Annotated in this window: 12 protein-coding genes, 2 tRNA genes and 1 pseudogene; 11 read left to right on the top strand and 4 right to left on the bottom strand. The window is 73.0% G+C overall.

Annotation, left to right across the window (positions count from 1 at the left end):
* The first annotated feature begins 58 nt into the window (after window positions 1-58).
* Both AC07A4_RS26620 and AC07A4_RS26615 read left to right on the top strand, forming a co-directional pair.
* A complete protein-coding gene (locus AC07A4_RS26620; RefSeq protein WP_478602954.1) occupies window positions 59-181 on the top strand; it encodes a hypothetical protein in 123 nt (40 codons plus the stop codon).
* A gap of 116 nt (window positions 182-297) precedes the next feature.
* Window positions 298-882: a TetR/AcrR family transcriptional regulator gene (locus tag AC07A4_RS26615; protein ID WP_478602952.1), complete on the top strand. Its 585-nt coding sequence runs from the start codon at window positions 298-300 to the stop codon at window positions 880-882.
* A 61-nt stretch (window positions 883-943) separates the two neighbouring features.
* Here the strand turns inward: AC07A4_RS26615 and AC07A4_RS26610 are convergent, their stop codons facing one another.
* Window positions 944-5,794 (bottom strand): PAS domain-containing protein, encoded by a 4,851-nt coding sequence (locus AC07A4_RS26610; RefSeq protein WP_478602950.1) that lies wholly within the window; start codon window positions 5,792-5,794, stop codon window positions 944-946.
* A 262-nt stretch (window positions 5,795-6,056) separates the two neighbouring features.
* The gene (locus AC07A4_RS26605) at window positions 6,057-6,494 is read right to left on the bottom strand and encodes an SSI family serine proteinase inhibitor (protein WP_478602948.1); all 438 of its coding nucleotides are present in this window, start codon (window positions 6,492-6,494) and stop codon (window positions 6,057-6,059) included.
* 213 nt (window positions 6,495-6,707) lie between these two features.
* Here AC07A4_RS26605 and AC07A4_RS26600 point away from each other — a divergent pair.
* Window positions 6,708-6,798 (top strand) — tRNA-Ser (locus AC07A4_RS26600).
* 330 nt (window positions 6,799-7,128) lie between these two features.
* Window positions 7,129-7,201 (top strand) — tRNA-Arg (locus AC07A4_RS26595).
* A gap of 76 nt (window positions 7,202-7,277) precedes the next feature.
* Here the strand turns inward: AC07A4_RS26595 and AC07A4_RS26590 are convergent.
* Together AC07A4_RS26590 and AC07A4_RS26585 are read right to left on the bottom strand one after the other, a co-directional pair.
* The gene (locus AC07A4_RS26590; RefSeq protein ID WP_478602946.1) at window positions 7,278-8,060 is read right to left on the bottom strand and encodes an SDR family oxidoreductase; all 783 of its coding nucleotides are present in this window, start codon (window positions 8,058-8,060) and stop codon (window positions 7,278-7,280) included.
* 146 nt (window positions 8,061-8,206) lie between these two features.
* Window positions 8,207-8,785: a TetR/AcrR family transcriptional regulator gene (locus tag AC07A4_RS26585; protein WP_478602944.1), complete on the bottom strand. Its 579-nt coding sequence runs from the start codon at window positions 8,783-8,785 to the stop codon at window positions 8,207-8,209.
* Between the two features lie 75 nt (window positions 8,786-8,860).
* Here AC07A4_RS26585 and AC07A4_RS26580 point away from each other — a divergent pair, with 75 nt between their 5' ends.
* The 7 genes and pseudogenes from AC07A4_RS26580 to AC07A4_RS26550 all read left to right on the top strand — a co-directional run bounded on the left by AC07A4_RS26580 (window position 8,861) and on the right by AC07A4_RS26550 (window position 15,638).
* Window positions 8,861-9,832, top strand: a complete 972-nt coding sequence (locus tag AC07A4_RS26580; RefSeq protein ID WP_478602942.1) for a DUF2797 domain-containing protein — start codon at window positions 8,861-8,863, stop codon at window positions 9,830-9,832.
* A gap of 170 nt (window positions 9,833-10,002) precedes the next feature.
* Complete coding sequence (locus AC07A4_RS26575; RefSeq protein ID WP_478602940.1) at window positions 10,003-10,410, top strand: antibiotic biosynthesis monooxygenase family protein; 408 nt, start codon at window positions 10,003-10,005, stop codon at window positions 10,408-10,410.
* A gap of 450 nt (window positions 10,411-10,860) precedes the next feature.
* Complete coding sequence (locus AC07A4_RS26570) at window positions 10,861-11,691, top strand: amidohydrolase family protein (RefSeq protein WP_478603163.1); 831 nt, start codon at window positions 10,861-10,863, stop codon at window positions 11,689-11,691.
* 266 nt (window positions 11,692-11,957) lie between these two features.
* The gene (locus AC07A4_RS26565) at window positions 11,958-12,704 is read left to right on the top strand and encodes a response regulator transcription factor (RefSeq protein ID WP_478602938.1); all 747 of its coding nucleotides are present in this window, start codon (window positions 11,958-11,960) and stop codon (window positions 12,702-12,704) included.
* 145 nt (window positions 12,705-12,849) lie between these two features.
* Window positions 12,850-13,039, top strand: a pseudogene (locus AC07A4_RS26560) (mannosyltransferase YkcB-related protein); the annotation flags it as partial.
* A gap of 196 nt (window positions 13,040-13,235) precedes the next feature.
* The gene (locus tag AC07A4_RS26555; RefSeq protein WP_478602936.1) at window positions 13,236-14,780 is read left to right on the top strand and encodes an MFS transporter; all 1,545 of its coding nucleotides are present in this window, start codon (window positions 13,236-13,238) and stop codon (window positions 14,778-14,780) included.
* A gap of 84 nt (window positions 14,781-14,864) precedes the next feature.
* Window positions 14,865-15,638 (top strand): TetR/AcrR family transcriptional regulator, encoded by a 774-nt coding sequence (locus tag AC07A4_RS26550; RefSeq protein ID WP_478602934.1) that lies wholly within the window; start codon window positions 14,865-14,867, stop codon window positions 15,636-15,638.
* Window positions 15,639-15,670 lie beyond the last annotated feature (32 nt).

Here is a 15,670-nt window from a genome sequence, read left to right as displayed (position 1 = left end):
GGGGTGACAGGACTCCTTTGCAGGGCTCGCGGTGCTGGACGTACTCGAGGTGCTGGACATGTCGGATGTACTGGATGTGCCGGATATGCCAGATGTACTGGATGTATCGGATGTATCGGATGTGTCGGACGTGCTGGTCATGCGGGCCGTGGTCGTCGTGCTGCGCCGCGCCAGGCGGTAAGAGCCGCCCGGCGCGACAACCAACTGGTTGGTTGGAAAAAGTCTGCGCCCACATGCCGATCTCTGTCAAGCAACCAAATGGTTGGTTACCCGATCGGGGTCGCCTACCCTGTTTCCATGGCAGTGAGAGACCCCGAGGCGACCAGGGCCCGGATCTTCGACGCGGCTGTGGCGGAGTTCGCCCGCTTCGGCATCGCGGGCGCCCGCATCGACCGCATCGCGAGCGAGGCGAAGGCCAACAAGCAGCTCATCTACGCCTATTTCGGCAACAAGGCGGAGCTGTTCGCGCAGGTCCTCGAGAAGCGGATGCTGGATCTGGCGGTGAGTATTCCGGTCGACGCCGACGACATCGACGGCTGGATGGACCGGCTGATGGAGTACCACGCCACGCATCCCGAACTGCTGCGCCTGCTGTTCTGGGAGGGCATCGAGTACGGCGACGCGGAGGAGCTGCCGCACGAGTACGAGCGGCAGGCGCACTACGAGCGCAAGGTCGCCGCCTTCAAGGACGCGCAGGCCAGGGGCGTCATCACGGACGAGATCCCGGCCACCGACCTGCTGTTCATGCTCGTGGCGCTCGCCGGGTGGGCCACCGTGGTGCCGCAGATGCGGCGCGTGCTCGTCGGCGCCGGAGACGCGGACACCGAGCGGCTGCGCGCCTCGATCCGCGCGGCGGCCTGCCGTCTGACCAAGCCGAGCTGAGCGTCCGCCACCGGGCGGAGCCGCGGGGCGAGGCTGCGGCGGGGGCCGCGGGCGCGGACCCTCAGTTCGTGCCGATCTTCGCCAGCAGGTCCACGATCCGCGACTGCACCTCACCGCTCGTGGACCGCTCGGCCAGGAACAGCACGGTCTCGCCCGCGGCCAGCTTCGGCAGGTCGGTCTCGTCGACGGCGGCCGTGTAGACCACGAGCGGCGTGCGGTTCAACTGTCCGTTGGCCCGCAGCCAGTCGATGATCCCGGCGCGCCGACGGCGTACCTGGTGCAGGTCCATCACGACCAGGTTCGGCCGCGTCTGCGCCGCGAGCGTCACCGCGTCCGCGTCGCTCTCGGCCCGCGCGACCTGCATGCCGCGCCGCTCCAGCGTGGCGGTCAGGGCGAGCGCGATCTCCTCGTGCTCCTCGATGAGCAGGACACGGGGCGGGTGCTGCTCGCTGTCGCGCGGGGCGAGGGCCTTCAGGAGTACGGCCGGGTCGGCGCCGTACGCTGCCTCGCGCGAGGCCTGGCCAAGGCCCGCCGTGACGAGCACGGGCACCTCGGCGGCGACGGCGGCCTGGCGCAGCGACTGCAGTGCGGTACGCGTGATGGGGCCGGTCAGCGGGTCCACGAACAGGGCGGCCGGGAACGCGGCGATCTGCGCGTCGACCTCTTCGCGGGAGTGCACGATGACGGGCCGGTAGCCGCGGTCGCTCAGTGCCTGCTGCGTGGTGACGTCGGGCGCGGGCCAGACGAGCAGCCGACGCGGGTTGTCCAGCGGCTCGGGCGGCAGCTCGTCGTCCATGGGCTGCGGCTGGGGCCGGTTGGTCACCTCGACGGCGCCACCGGGGCCGTCCAGCGGCTCAGGGCCCTCGGCGGCGTTCTCGTCCGGGGCGCCGATCGCGTACGCGCGGCCGGTGCCTTCGGTGCCCGGCGACAGCCTGGGCTGCGGCTGGGGTTGGGCCTGCGGCTTGGTCTGGGGCGCCTGCGGGTGCGGCCGGGCCGTGCTCTCCTCGGCGCCGGGCTCGGGCGGCGTGCCCAGCTTGCGGCGGCGGCCGGAACCCCCGGGGGCGGCCTGCGCGGGCGCCTGCGAGGGCTGCGCCCCGGCCGGTGCGGACGGCTGGGGCTGGCGCCCGAACGGCACGCCCTGCCCCAGCGCTCGTACGCTGATCGCGCGCCCCTGCGTCGAGTTCGGGTCGATGGGCGCGGCCTCGGCGGGCAGCGGCTGCGCGGCACGCACGCGTGGATCACGTTCGGGCGGCAGGGCGGTCCCTGGGGCGGGCGCCTGGACACCCTGGGCGGGCGTCGCGCCTGCCTGCGGGGGTACGGCCTGCGGGGGCACGGCGGTGCCCGGTGTTCCACCGGAGGGAGTGCCCCCAGGAGGCGTGGTTCCCGCCGGGACGGTGCCTTCGGGCGGGGTGGTGCTGCCGGAGCCGATCGGTACGCCGCCCGCCGGGGTGCCCGGAACGGGCATGCCCTGCGGGGGAGTCGCGCCGGGCGCGGCCTCGGTCACCGGCGGAGCCTGCCGCGCGCGGCGGCGTCCCGTGGGTGCCTGACGCTGTGCGGGGGCGGGCAGCGCCCCGGGCTGCGCGGGGTGCGGCTGCGGTGGCGTGTGGTCCGCCGTGGGGTCCTGCGGGGCCACGGCGTGCTGCCCGGAGTCGTGCCCCAGGGGGAGCCCGCCCGGAACGGCCCCTGGTGCGGCGCCCGGCACGGCACTGGGCACACGGCCCTGCGGCGCGACGGGCCCGCCGCCGGGCCCACTGCTCTGTGCCTGACCCGGCACACCGGCCTGCCCCTGACCGGGCGCCCCGGGGTGCGCGATCGCGGCCGGAGCACCCGGCGCACCACCCCGCGCGGGCACACCGCCGCGCGCGGCTGCCTGGAGCCCGGCCTGCACCCCTGCGGGAACGCTCACCGAGGCACCGACCTGTGCGGGTGCACCCTGCTGCGGAACAGCGCCCTGCGGGGCTCCGGGGGGAACAGCGCCCTGAGCGGCTCCGGAGCGCATCACACCCACTGCCTGGGGCGCTTCCCCGGCGACCGGGCCCTGCGGCTGCTGAGGCTGCCCCGCGCGCGGGGCGACGGCCTGCCGGGCGTCCACCCGCGCGGTACCGGACGGGGCGCCGACGGGCTGCGTGCCCGCCTGCCGCGTCTCCGCCTGCTGCTCGCCGAGCTGCTCGGCGCCTTCTTGCGCCCCGCTGCCCGCGTCACGGTCCGCCTCGGCCGGAGGCAGCGCGAACACGCGCCCATTGGACGCCTCTTCCGCCGCGGCCCGCTCCCGGGCGGCGGCCAGCGCGCGCCGGGCCCGACGGCCGCCGGCACGCGGTGCGTCCGCGCCTTCGCCCGCACCGGCCCCGGAGCCATCAGGCGTCTCCGTAGAGCCGGTGGAGCCGGTAGCACCGGTCCCGGAAGGCAGCGCCAGCGCCTGGGACGCACCACGCCGGGCCCGGCGCCCCGTAGGCGCCAATTCGCCCTGCGGCGGCACTCCCTGCGTTCCCTGTGCTCCCTGCAATCCCTGTGACGGCACTCCCTGGGGAGGCACGGTCTGGCCGAGCGCGGCCGACCCGGCGGCGTGCTCGGCCGCCGTCACGACGGCACCCTCGGCCGGGCTCGGACGCCCACGGCGCCGCCCCGTGCCGGTCGTCCCCGTCGTCCCGGTCGACGTATCACCGGGTACGCCACCGGACATACCGGCTGCCGCGTCTCCAGGAGCGACCGGAGCGACCGGAGCGACCGGGGCAACCGGAGCGACCGGGGCAACCGGAGCGACCGGGGCAACCGGAGCGACCGGGGCAAGCGGAGAGGCTGAAGGGGCCGGAGCGGACGAAGGGGCTGAAGCGACCGGGGTGGCCTCCGGGGCGCCCTCGCCCGCGGCACGCCGCCTGCGGCGCCCGGTGCCGCCGTTGGTGTCCGTGTCGGCGGAACCGGCGCTACCGGTGTCCCCGACGGACGCGTCACCGGAAACACCGCTGTCCAGGAAGGAGTCCACCGAAGAGCGCCGCGCGCGCCGCCGCCCGCCTCCGGAGGATGCCGACGCCTGCTCGGGCACGACGGCACCAGCACCGCTACCAGCACCGCTACCAACACCACTGCCTGTACGGGAACGAGCGCCAGCTCCGGCACCGCGACCAGGCCCAGCACCTGTACCTGCGCCCGCACCCATACTCGTACCCGCAGCCCCCGAAGAACCCCCGGCACCCGGCCCGCCGACCGCGGCTGTCGCAGCCGCCCCGGGACCGTCCCCGGCCCCGTCGCCGATCGGCACCTCAAGTACGTACGCACTGCCGTTCATGCCCGGCACCTCGTGCGTCTGGAGCACGCCGCCGTGTGCCCGCACGATGCCGCGGACCACGGGCTCGTGGACCGGGTCTCCCCCGGCGTACGGCCCGCGCACCTCGATGCGGACGACCTCGCCGCGCTGGGCCGCCGCGACGACGATCGTCGAGTCGACGTACCCGCCCGCGGCCTCCGGGCCGCCCAGGGCCGTCGCTCCCGCGCGCGTGTTGCCGGTGGCGTCGATTCCGGCCACGTCGGCGATCAGGTGCGCGAGGGCCGTCCCGAGCCGACGGGCGTCTACGTAGACCTCGATCGGCGGCGCGTGCACGGCGAACTGGGCGCGGCCGGGCCCGATCAGCTCGACGGCGCCGTCGACGCCCGCCGCGACGACGGCGTCGAGCGGGACGGTCGCGCGGGACAACGCGTCGGCGCCCGCCTCCAGGCGCTGGAAGCCCAGGACGTTGTCGACGAGGGTCGTCATGCGCGCGTACCCGGCGGACAGGTGGTGCAGCACCTGGTTGGCCTCGGGCCACAGCTGGCCCGCGTCGTCGGAGGCGAGCGCGGCGAGTTCGGCGCGGAGCTCGTCGAGGGGGCCGCGCAGGGACCGGTCGAGGACGGCGATGAGCTGTTCGTGCCGGGCGGCGAGGGCGTTGTAGCGCTCCTGCTCGTGCTCGGCGAACGCCTCGTAGCGGTCCTTCTCGCGCTCCGCGAGCGCCGCGTACCGCTCCTGTTCGGCCGCGAGTTCCTCCTCGCGGCGCTCGGCGGCGGCCCGCAGCTCCTCGGCGTGCTGGGCGAGCGCCGCCTCGTGCTTCTCGGTGAGCGCGTCGTAGGGCCGCCGGTCGGTGAAGGTCATGACGGCGCCGACGAGCTGGTCGCCGTCGCGCACGGGGGCCGTGGTCAGGTCGACCGCGACCTTCTCGCCGCTCTTGGTCCACAGGACCTGGCCGCGCACGCGGTGCTTGCGGCCGGAGCGCAGCGTGTCCGCGAGCGGTGACTCGTCGTACGGGAACGGCTCGCCGTCGGCGCGCGAGTGGAGGACCAGCGGGTGCAGTTCCTGCCCGCCGAGGTCGCTCGCGCGGAAGCCGAGTATCTGGGCCGCGGCCGGGTTGACCAGCACGACGCGGCCGTCGGTGTCCGTGCCGACGACGCCCTCCGCGGCGGCCCGCAGGATCATCTCGGTCTGGCGCTGCGAACGCGCCAGTTCGGCCTCGGTGTTCAGCGTCCCCGACAGATCGCGGACGACGATCATCAGCATTTCGTCGCCGCTGTAGCCGTAGCTGCCGTGGGAGGGGCCGCCGTGGCCGTCGTAGGCGTGCCGGCCCTCCAGGTTGGAGCTGGTGACCTCGACGGGGAACTCGAAGCCGTCGGTGCGCCGGGCGATCATCCGCTTCGGCTTGGTACGTCCGCGTTCGTCCGTTGTTTCGGGGCGGCGCATCGAGCCGGGGATGAGCCGGGAGTCGAACTCCGGCAGCAGGTCGAGCAGTCCGCGCCCGACGAGCGCGGTGCCGGGCGCCTCGAAGGCCTCCAGCGCGATGGCGTTCGCGTTCACGACGGTGCCGTTGGTGTTGACCAGCACCAGCGCGTCCGGGAGCGCGTCGAGTATGGCTGCGAGGCGAGCAGCGCCTCGGGATGGCCTGCTGCTCACGACGACGCTTCCTCCCTGATTACCGCACCTTGCTGACCGCGCAGGCCATCTTGCCCCGCGGCCCGCGGCATGTCACGGGAGGGAGTCTACGGGGAGCGGTTGCGGGCGCGACGCCGGATGAGAGGGAGGTCGCACGCGGAACCTGTGAGTGCCACGGTCATCCCTGGTCACGGGACGGGCGCGTGGTGAGGTTCACCAGGGCCCTTCACAAGAAGGGCACCCGCGTGCGACACAACGGGCCTCTACGCGCGCGTGGATGACGTTACGCGCCGGGGGACGGGAGTACAGGAACCAGGGCGTTCCACCGCGAAACCTCACATCCGTTGGTGCGCTTGAAGGAGGCGTCAACGCGGTGCCCCTGCCACGTGCCCGTCACATGGGCGGTCTGCGGGCCGCCGTACACCTGGGTGCACATGGCGTCGCGCGCCACCGGGCGGAACGGGTCGGCTCCTTCGGCCTTGAGCTGGTCAAGGCGTTCGCACGCGTCACTGGGCGAAGGATGGCTGCCGCCCGCGGGACCACAGTCCAGTTCGTACGTGGTGTGCGTGCCGCCGCCTTCCTCGGTGACGGTGATGGACAGCTGGTCTCCGGTGGCCCGGTCCGCGGGGGCGGCCGCGTGCGCGGTGACGGGCATGGAGGCCAGGGCCGCGAGGGACGCGGCGGCGGTGAGGAAGAGGCGGCGCTCGGTGAGGGCTTTCACGGGATCTCCCCTAGGGGTGCGCGGTGGTGGCTCGCGCCCGCTCACAGGCAGGCGCCTACCGCCTTTAACGCCCCCGGCCGCGCTACGTTGCGGGCCCCTAAGCGCTTTGCCCTGGGGGGCGCGGGCCTAGTACCGTGGAAGCCGCGATTGGTGGCGTAGCCCCTGGCTGTGTCATCATCTGCACGCACACCCGCGCTCGCGTGGGTCGCGGTTGGAGGCGTCGCCTAGTCCGGTCTATGGCGCCGCACTGCTAATGCGGTTTGGGCCTTAAAGCCCATCGAGGGTTCAAATCCCTCCGCCTCCGCTCTCGCACCCGAAGCCCCGGTCACCACGACCGGGGCTTCGGCCGTTCTCTCCCCCGGCCCCCGGGGACTCTTCCCTCACCTCTTCCCTCGCCTCTTCCACTCCGTCGTCGGCTCTGTCCGCTTCCCCTGCCACAGGGGTTCGCACCGGCGGGTGACTTGTCGGAGGCTGCCCCCGGCCACCCCCAGCTCACCCGTATCGGCGTTTTCGCAGGTCAGGCAGGGTGAGGGGAATGGATTTCGCGCTACGGCGCAGGTCATGTAATGTTGTTCTCGCAACGCCGACCGGGGCGAAAAGCCCGGAAGGAAGAGCAACACAACAGAAGAAACAAGCACTCGTAGCTTAACGGATAGAGCATCTGACTACGGATCAGAAGGTTGCAGGTTCGAATCCTGCCGAGTGCACACAGTCGAAAGGCCCCGGGAGATCATCCCGGGGCCTTTCGCGTGGCCGGGGCGGCTTGTGGGCCGCCCCGGGTGCTCACACGGTCTTCACGATGCCGCCGTCGATGAGGTGGTCCGCGCCGGTGATGTTGCCCGCGGCGTCGGACAGCAGGAACGTGATCAGGGCCGCGACCTCGTCGGGTTCCGTGATGCGGCCCGAGGTGATGTTGAAGGTCTGCGGGAGCTGTTCCAGGAACGCGGCGTGCTCGGCGCCGTGTGCCGCGGCGACCTGCCCGCCGAAGCCGTTCGGGTCCTCCCAGATCGCCGTCCGCACGGGGCCCGGCGAGACGGTGTTCACGCGAACGCCCTGCGGGCCGAACTCCTCGGCGAGGACCTTGCCGAACGCGGTGAGCGCGGCCTTCGCGACGGCGTAGGCGACCGGGCCGAGGCCGGGCTGGCGGGCGCCGATCGAGGAGACGTTCACGATCGCGCCCCGCCGCTCCACCAGGCCCGGCAAGGCGGCGCGGCTGGCGCGGACCGCGCTGAACAGGTTGATGTCCAACGTGGTCTGCCAGTGCGCGTCGTCGGTGCTGAGGAAGCCGCCGACGTGGACGTCGTCACCCGCGCCGACGTTGTTGACGAGGAAGTCGACGCCGCCGAGTTCGGCGGTCGCGTACGCGATGAGCTCGGCCGGGCCCTGAGGGGTGCCGAGGTCCACGGAGTAGGGCAGCGCGCCGGAGTCCTTCAGCTCGGGGGAGACCGTGCGGGCGGCGCCGACCACGCGGACGCCCTCGGCGACGAGGGTGCGCACGGTGGCGAGGCCTATGCCGCGGCTGGCGCCCGTGACGACGGCGGTCTTTCCGGTGAGGCGGAGGTCCATGGGTGTTGTGTCCTTGTGTGGAGTGTGTGCGTTGGTTATGGGCTGTTGTGCGTGGCTTGTGTGGTGTTGTTTTTGACCTGGGGGTACAAAATTTGGGTAGGGGGAGGCCTGAGGGTGGGTGGAGTTTTTCGGGGTGGTGCGTGGGGTTAGAGGGAGTCCAGGAGCGCGCGGATCGTGCGGTGCATGGCGTCCGGGCCGTCGGCTACCCGTGCGGTCAGGCGTAGGCCGATCGCGGTGTTCATCAGGAGGCTGCCGAGGTCGGTGGCGTCTCGGTGCGGGGCGATCTCGCCCGCTCGCTTGCCCTCCTCGATCAGCGCCTGGAACGCGGCCTCGGTACGGGCGAACATGCCCCGGACCAGCTCGGTCGCCACGCGGTCCGCGGTCGCCAGCTCCGCCGCCGCGTTCACGGCCATGCAGCCGCGCCGGTCCGGGTCGGCGAGGTCCATGGCGACCAGGAGTTCCAGGGCGGAGCGCAGCCGCTCCTTGACCGGGCCCCCGCTCTCCAGTAGTTCGATCAAGGCGTGCGCCTGGGTGTCGCGGTAGCGGCGCAGGGCCCGCTCGAAGAGGGCGTGCTTGCTGCCGAAGGCGTTGTAGAGGCTGCCCTTGCCGATGCCGAGGGCGTCGACGAGGTCCTGCGGCGTCGTGCCCGCGTACCCCTTGCGCCAGAAGACCTCCATCGCCTGGTCCACGGCGGTCTCCGGATCGAACTGTCTCGGCCGTCCCATGCGGAGCAGCCTAGCAAGGTTTTGTACTTTGAGGTCAACAATCGCGTTGTCAGTGGCGTGGGTCATGCTCTTTCCATGACGTGGTGGTGCACGGGGGTGCGGTGGCACATCGAGCGGGGACCCGCCCTGGGCTGGTACGCGGACGGGCGCGGGGAGCGGGAGAGCGCGCTGGTCCGGGGTGCCGCGCTCGCCTTCCGGGCGCGGGGGGAGCGGCGGTGCGCCGGGGTGTGGCGCGGTGGGCGGCGGACACCGTGCCCGGTGGGCGCGGGCGTGCCGGGGCGGGCCACGCGCGCGCAGTGCGAGGAGTGCGCGCGGGTGGACCGGGCGCACTCGGTCGCGGCGGACACGTTCGCCGACGATCCGCGGCCGTATCACGTGTACGTGGCGTGGTTCGGCCCCGGCCTGCTGAAGGTGGGCATCACCGGGGTCGCGCGCGGCGGCACGCGGCTCCTCGAACAGGGGGCGGTGGCGTTCAGCTGGTTGGGGCGCGGCCCGCTGATGGCGGCGCGGCGGACCGAGGAGCTGCTGCGCACCGCGCTCGGAGTGCCGGACCGCATTCCGTACGCGCGCAAGCGGGCCCTGCGGGCGCGGCTGCCGGACGCGGCGGCGCGGGCGCGGGAGCTGGCGGAGCTGCACCGCAGGGCGGTCGGGCTCGGCGGCTGGCCCGAGTCGCTGGAGCGGCTGCCGTGCGCGGTCGTGGACCACGCGGAGGTGTTCGGCCTCGACGGGATGGCGGCGGCCGGGGGCGTGGTGAGCGAGCTCGTGGACGGCGGCGTGGTGGCGGGCACGTTGGTTGGGGTCGCCGGGGCTGATGTGTATCTGGCGGTGCGGGAGCGGGAGCGGGACAAGGAGGGGTGGGAGAGGTGTGAGGGGGCTGGTAGCGGGGGGCTGTTGGTGCTCGACGGTCGGTTGATGGGTGGGTGGCGGTTGGAGGCTGCCGGGGAGTTGGAGGCGGGTGGGGAATGGGGGGCGGGCGGGGCGTTGGGGGTGACGGTTCCGGTGGTGCCGGTGCGGGAGATACCTGCGGTGCAGGGCGGGTTGTTCTGACGCGGGCGTGCGGGCGTACGGGGCGGGCGCGGTGTGAGGCGGAGTGGGCCGGGCGTGCGGCGCGGGGGCGTGCCCGTTCGCTGACCGGAAGGTCAAAACTGGCTGCCCGTTCGGCAAGGAAGGGCGTTCGAGGTGGACGTGGAGTTGTGTCGCCGGTGACGGTGGGTGCCATGACTGATCACGAGACGCGTGGACCCGTCGGTCCTTTCGAACCGCCCTACTACTCCGTGGTGTTCACCTCTCGGCGCACGGACGGCGACGATGGCTCCGGCGCCGACGGCTATGAAGAGACCGCGCGGCGCATGGATGAACGGGTGGCGAAGGTTCCCGGGTTCCTCGGGGCGGACTCGGCGCGGACGCCGGGCGGACTCGGCATCACCGTCGCCTACTTCCGGGACCTGGAGGCGGTCCGGGCCTGGCGCGAGGACCCGGAGCACCGGGAGGCCAGGGCGCGGGGGCGCGCGGAGTGGTACGAGGACTATGTGGTGCATGTGGCCCAGGTTGAGCGGAGTTATGGCGGTGGTGGCGGCGGCCGTGGCGGTGGCGGTGGCCGTGGCCATGGCGTTGGAGGCGGGTGACGTGGTGGGTGAGGGGGCAGGGAGCACGGGGAGGAGGAGTCGGTGATGGTGGGTGGGGTTGGGAGTGAGGGGGCGTGTGTGGGAGGTGCGGAGGGGGTGAGTTGTGGGGTGGACGCTGCTGTGGGGGGTGCTGTGAAGATCGGGGCTGAGAGGGTTGCGGGGGGCGGTACCGAGGGTGCCGCCGAGGCCGCGGCTGAGGGTGCCGTGCAGGCATCCGCCGGGGGTGTCACTGAGGCCGCTGCCGAGGCTGGTGCCGGGGGCGTTGCGCAGGGTGCTGCCGGGCCTGCGGCTGAGGGTGCTGCGCAGGCCTCCGCCGGGGGTGCCGCCCAGGCCGCTTCCGGGCCCGCCGTCGGGGGCGTTGCGCAGGGCGCTGCCGGGCCCGCCGCCGAGGCTGCCGCCAAGACCACCGCCGAAGCCGCCGCCGTCGTCGCGTTCTGGCGGCGGCTCGGGCTGCCGGGGCTCATCGATGTGCACACGCACTTCATGCCGGAGCGCGTCCTGGCGAAAGTATGGGCGTACTTCGACTCGGCCGGGCCCCTGACGGGCATGGCGTGGCCCATCACGTACCGGCACGACGAGGAGCGGAGGCTCGCCGTGCTCCGGGAGTTCGGGGTGCGGGCCTTCACCTCGATGCTGTACCCGCACAAGGCGGGCATGGCCCGGTGGCTGAACGGATGGGCGGCGGACTTCGCCGCCCGCACGCCCGACTGTCTGCACACGGCGACGCTGTTCCCGGAGCCCGGGGTCGACCGCTATGTGCGGGAGGCGGTCGAGGCCGGGGCGCGGGTGTTCAAGGCGCATGTGCAGGTCGGCGCGTACGACCCGAACGACCCGCTGCTCGACCCCGCGTGGGGGCTGCTCGCCGAGGCCGGGATACCCGTGGTGACGCACTGCGGTTCGGGGCCCGCGCCCGGCAAGTACACCGGGCCCGAGCCGGTGGGGCGGCTGCTCGCGCGGCATCCGCGGCTGCGGCTCGTCGTCGCGCACATGGGGATGCCGGAGTACGTGGACTTCCTGGAACTGGCGGAGCGGTACGGGGAGGTGCGGCTGGACACGACGATGGCGTTCACGGACTTCAGTGAGCGGGGGGCGCCGTTTCCCCGGGGGGAGTTGGGGCGGGTGGTGGCGTTGGGGGATCGGGTGTTGCTCGGGACGGACTTTCCCAACATTCCGTATGGGTACGGGCATCAGTTGGAGGCGTTGGAGGGGTTGGGGCTGGGGGACGGGTGGTTGGCGGGGGTGTGTTACGGGAACGCCGCGCGGTTGTTCGGGCTGCCGTGAGGTGGGGCGGGGGTGGGGGTGGGGTGGGGGTGCGGATGAGGGGGCGGGGGCTCTCGCGAGGCGCCCCAGGCCCGCCCCTTCCCGAAACCGGGGCTGCCGCCCCGGGCCCCGCTCAACCGCATTGGCGCTTCGCGCCTCGTCCTCAAGCGCCGGACGGGCTGGAACTCCTCAAGCGCCGGACCGGCTGGATACTTTGGAGCGCCTTTCTCAGGGAATTCACAGGTGAGGGCAAGCCGCCTCTCACGCCCCGTGGTGACCCTTGGGGCATGACCACGACCTCGCCCCAGGGGCGTACCGAACTGCTCAGGGCGGACGGGAGTCCCGTTCGCGTGCTCGTCGTGGACGACGAGGTGTCGCTCACCGAGCTGCTGTCCATGGCGCTGCGCTACGAGGGCTGGGAGATCCGCAGCGCCGGGGACGGTGCCGGGGCCGTGCGGGCCGCGCGGAGTTTCAAGCCCGACGTCGTCGTGCTCGACATGATGCTGCCGGACATGGACGGGCTCTTCCTGCTGGGGCGGCTGCGGCGGGAGCTGCCGGACGTGCCGGTGCTGTTCCTGACGGCCAAGGACGCCGTCGAGGACCGGATCGCGGGGCTCACCGCGGGCGGAGACGACTACGTCACCAAGCCGTTCAGCCTGGAGGACGTCGTCGCCCGGCTGCGCGGCCTCATCCGGCGGACCGGGGCCGCCGGGCGCGGCGGCGAGTCCGTGCTCGCCGTCGGCGACCTGACCCTCGACGAGGACAGCCACGAGGTGACGCGCGGAGGGGAATCCATCCATCTGACCGCCACCGAGTTCGAGCTGCTGCGGTATCTGATGCGCAATCCGCGGCGCGTGCTCAGCAAGGCGCAGATCCTCGACCGCGTGTGGAGCTATGACTTCGGGGGGCAGGCCAACGTCGTCGAGCTCTACATCTCGTATCTGCGGCGGAAGATCGACGCCGGGCGGGAGCCGATGATCCACACCCGGCGCGGTGCGGGCTACCTCATCAAGCCCGCCGCCCTCGCGGCGTGAGGGGAGCGGCCGGTGAGATCGGCCCGGGGTTCCCCCGGTTCCGGCTCCGGCCCCGTTCCCTTCGTACACGCGGCCCGTTCTTTCCGCCGTCACGCTGATCGCCGTCACGCTGATCGCCGATCGCCGTCACCAAGCGGGCGGCCAGGCCGCGGCCCCCGCCGGCGCGCGAAACGCGGCGAGCCGCCAACTCGCCACCAGCGCGCCCGTGCTGGCCATCGGCGGCTTCAACGGCAGCGGCCCCCGTCGCGCGGATCACCACCTGGGCCGAGGCCACCTTCACGGAGGTGGCCGTCGACGGTGCCACGTTCTACGACCTCACTCAGCCACGGCGCTAAATGCTCTTGTACGCCGTATGGGGAATGTTCTACGGTGTACGGCGCACCAGCCTCGTACACCGTAGAACGAGGCCGTAGAGGCCGTAGAGGCCGTAGAGGCCGTAGGGACCGTAGAGGCCGTAGAGGTCATGGCGACCGCAGCGATCTCGGATCGCGGCCGCGGCACGGCGGTCCCGGAGAAGAGAGAGGGGCCCGCATGACGGCGACCACCGCCGAGAACCCCGAGGCGGCCGCCGCGCCCAGCGACCGCCACCCCCAGCGCTGGCTGATCCTCGGCGTCATCTGCCTCGCCCAGCTCACCGTCCTGCTCGACAACACCGTCCTGAGCGTCGCGATCCCGTCGCTCACCCGTGAACTCGACGCGTCGTCGTCCGACATCCAGTGGATGATCAACGCGTACTCGCTCGTCCAGTCAGGGCTGCTGCTCACCGCGGGCAGCTCGGCGGACCGCTACGGCCGCAAGAAGATGCTGACCGCGGGCCTCGTCCTGTTCGGCGCCGGCTCGCTCGTCGCGGGTCTGGCGCAGACGTCGACGCAGCTCATCGCGGCCCGCGCCGGGATGGGCGTGGGCGGCGCGCTCCTGATGACCACCACCCTCGCCGTCGTCGTGCAGATCTTCGACGACGCCGAGCGCGTGAAGGCGATCGGCCTGTGGGCGACCGTGAACTCGCTGGGATTCGCGGCCGGTCCGCTGCTCGGCGGCTTCATGCTGAACCACTTCTGGTGGGGCTCGATCTTCCTGATCAACATCCCGGTGGCGCTGCTCGGCGTCATCGCGGTGGTCCGGCTCGTCCCCGAGTCCAAGAACCCGCAGGGCGACCGCCCCGACCTGGTCGGCGCGGTGCTCTCCACGATCGGCATGGCCTCGGTCGTGTTCGCGATCATCTCCGGGCCCGAGCACGGCTGGACCTCGGCGCGGGTCCTGGTGGCGGCGGCGGTCGGCGCGGTCGTCCTCAGCGGCTTCGCGCTGTGGGAGCTGCGCATCCCGTACCCGATGCTGGACATGCACTTCTTCCGGAACAAGAGGTTCGTGGGCGCGGTGACCGGCTCGGTGCTCGTGGCCTTCGGCCTCGGCGGCTCGCTGTATCTGCTGACCCAGCACCTCCAGTTCGTCCTCGGCTACGAGCCGCTCGACGCGGGCCTGCGCACGGCGCCGCTCGCGGCGACCGTGGTCGTCCTGAACCTGGCGGGCGTCGGCGCGCGCGTGTACGCCAAGCTGGGCACGCCCGGCACGATCCTGACCGGCATGACCATGCTGGCGGGCGGGCTCGTCGTGATCGCCGTGTTCGGCGGCGAGGACTACACGGGCATGTGCGCCGGACTCGTGATCATGGGTGCGGGCATCTCGTTCGCCATGCCCGCGATGGCCAACGCGATCATGAGCGCCATACCGCCGGAGAAGGCGGGCGTGGGCGCGGGCGTCAACGGCACCCTCGCGGAGTTCGGCAACGGCCTCGGCGTCGCGGTCCTCGGCGCGGTCCTCAGCTCCCGGTTCTCCGCCCTGGTCGCGGTCTCCGCCGTCTCCTTCCCGGCGGCGATGGCGGCCGCGGACTCGGCGGGCGAGCGGGAGCGCATCGCGGACGCGTTCGCCTCCGGCCTGGAGACGAGCCAGCTGGTGGGCGCGGCGGCCGTGTTCGTCGGCGGCGCCCTGGCGGCGGCGCTGCTGTGGCGCGCCGAGCGGGCGGACCCGCCCGCGTCGGCGGCGCCCGCGGAGCAGCCCGTGGACAAGGCGTCCGCATAGCATCGAGGGCGGGCGGCACCAGCGCTCCAGCCGCCCGCCCGGACCGGACCGGACCGGACGAGATCAGTACCAGGAAGGTGCGCCATGGCGAAGGCAGCCGACCGCGCGGGGCGAGGGGCGCGCACGAGCGTCTGGCTCGAGGACACGGCGCCGCGCGGCACGGGCCGCAAGGGCGCCCAGCCCTCCGGCCTCGACCGCGACCGCATCACCGAGGCCACGGTCCGGCTCCTGGACGCGGAGGGGCTCGCCAGGTTCTCCATGCGCCGCCTCGCCGCGGAGCTCGACGTCACCGCGATGTCCGTGTACTGGTACGTGGACACCAAGGACGACCTCCTGGAGTTCGCCCTGGACGCGGTGTGCGCCGAGGTCGGCCTGCCCGACACCACCGACCCGTCCGCCTGGCGCGCCCAGCTGCGCGACCTCGCCACCGCCTACCGGGGGCTCCTGGTCCGCCACCCCTGGGTGTCCCCGCTGGTCGGCCGGTTCCTGAACATCGGCCCGAACTGGCTGGCGTACTCCCTCGCGGTGCAGCGGGCCGTGCGCAACAGCGGGCTCCCGCCGCACCGGTGCAACGGCGCGATCGCCGCCGTGTTCCAGTTCGTGTACGGCTACGGCACCATCGAGGGCCACTTCATGGCGCGGTGCGCGGAGGCGGGCATGACGATGGAGGAGTACTTCCAGCACGCGCTCGGCACCGTCCAGCAGGAGCTCCTCCACAGCAACGAGGCGGTCCGCGGCGCGAAGGACCTGATGGAGTCCCGCAGCGAGGACACGGTCGTGGAGATGTGGGAGCGGGACTTCGCGACCGCCCTGGACATCCAGATCGCGGGCATCGAGGCGCTGCTGTCCCGCCCCTGACCCGGGGCCGACGCACCGGGTCAGGGGCAGCG

It is taken from the genome of Streptomyces sp. NPDC043996 (genome assembly GCF_056435225.1).
This window is presented reverse-complemented; position numbering and strand designations above follow the sequence as displayed.

Excerpts from the sequence above, each read along its gene's own strand:
- AC07A4_RS26585 (WP_478602944.1), bottom strand. The coding sequence starts at position 8,785 with ATGGGACGGCCGAGACAGTTCGATCCGGAGACCGCCGTGGACCAGGCG.
- AC07A4_RS26575 (WP_478602940.1), top strand. The coding sequence starts at position 10,003 with ATGACTGATCACGAGACGCGTGGACCCGTCGGTCCTTTCGAACCGCCC.
- AC07A4_RS26580 (WP_478602942.1), top strand. The coding sequence starts at position 8,861 with ATGACGTGGTGGTGCACGGGGGTGCGGTGGCACATCGAGCGGGGACCC.
- AC07A4_RS26615 (WP_478602952.1), top strand. The coding sequence starts at position 298 with ATGGCAGTGAGAGACCCCGAGGCGACCAGGGCCCGGATCTTCGACGCG.
- AC07A4_RS26565 (WP_478602938.1), top strand. The coding sequence starts at position 11,958 with ATGACCACGACCTCGCCCCAGGGGCGTACCGAACTGCTCAGGGCGGAC.
- AC07A4_RS26590 (WP_478602946.1), bottom strand. The coding sequence starts at position 8,060 with ATGGACCTCCGCCTCACCGGAAAGACCGCCGTCGTCACGGGCGCCAGC.
- AC07A4_RS26555 (WP_478602936.1), top strand. The coding sequence starts at position 13,236 with ATGACGGCGACCACCGCCGAGAACCCCGAGGCGGCCGCCGCGCCCAGC.
- AC07A4_RS26620 (WP_478602954.1), top strand. The coding sequence starts at position 59 with ATGTCGGATGTACTGGATGTGCCGGATATGCCAGATGTACTGGATGTA.
- AC07A4_RS26550 (WP_478602934.1), top strand. The coding sequence starts at position 14,865 with ATGGCGAAGGCAGCCGACCGCGCGGGGCGAGGGGCGCGCACGAGCGTC.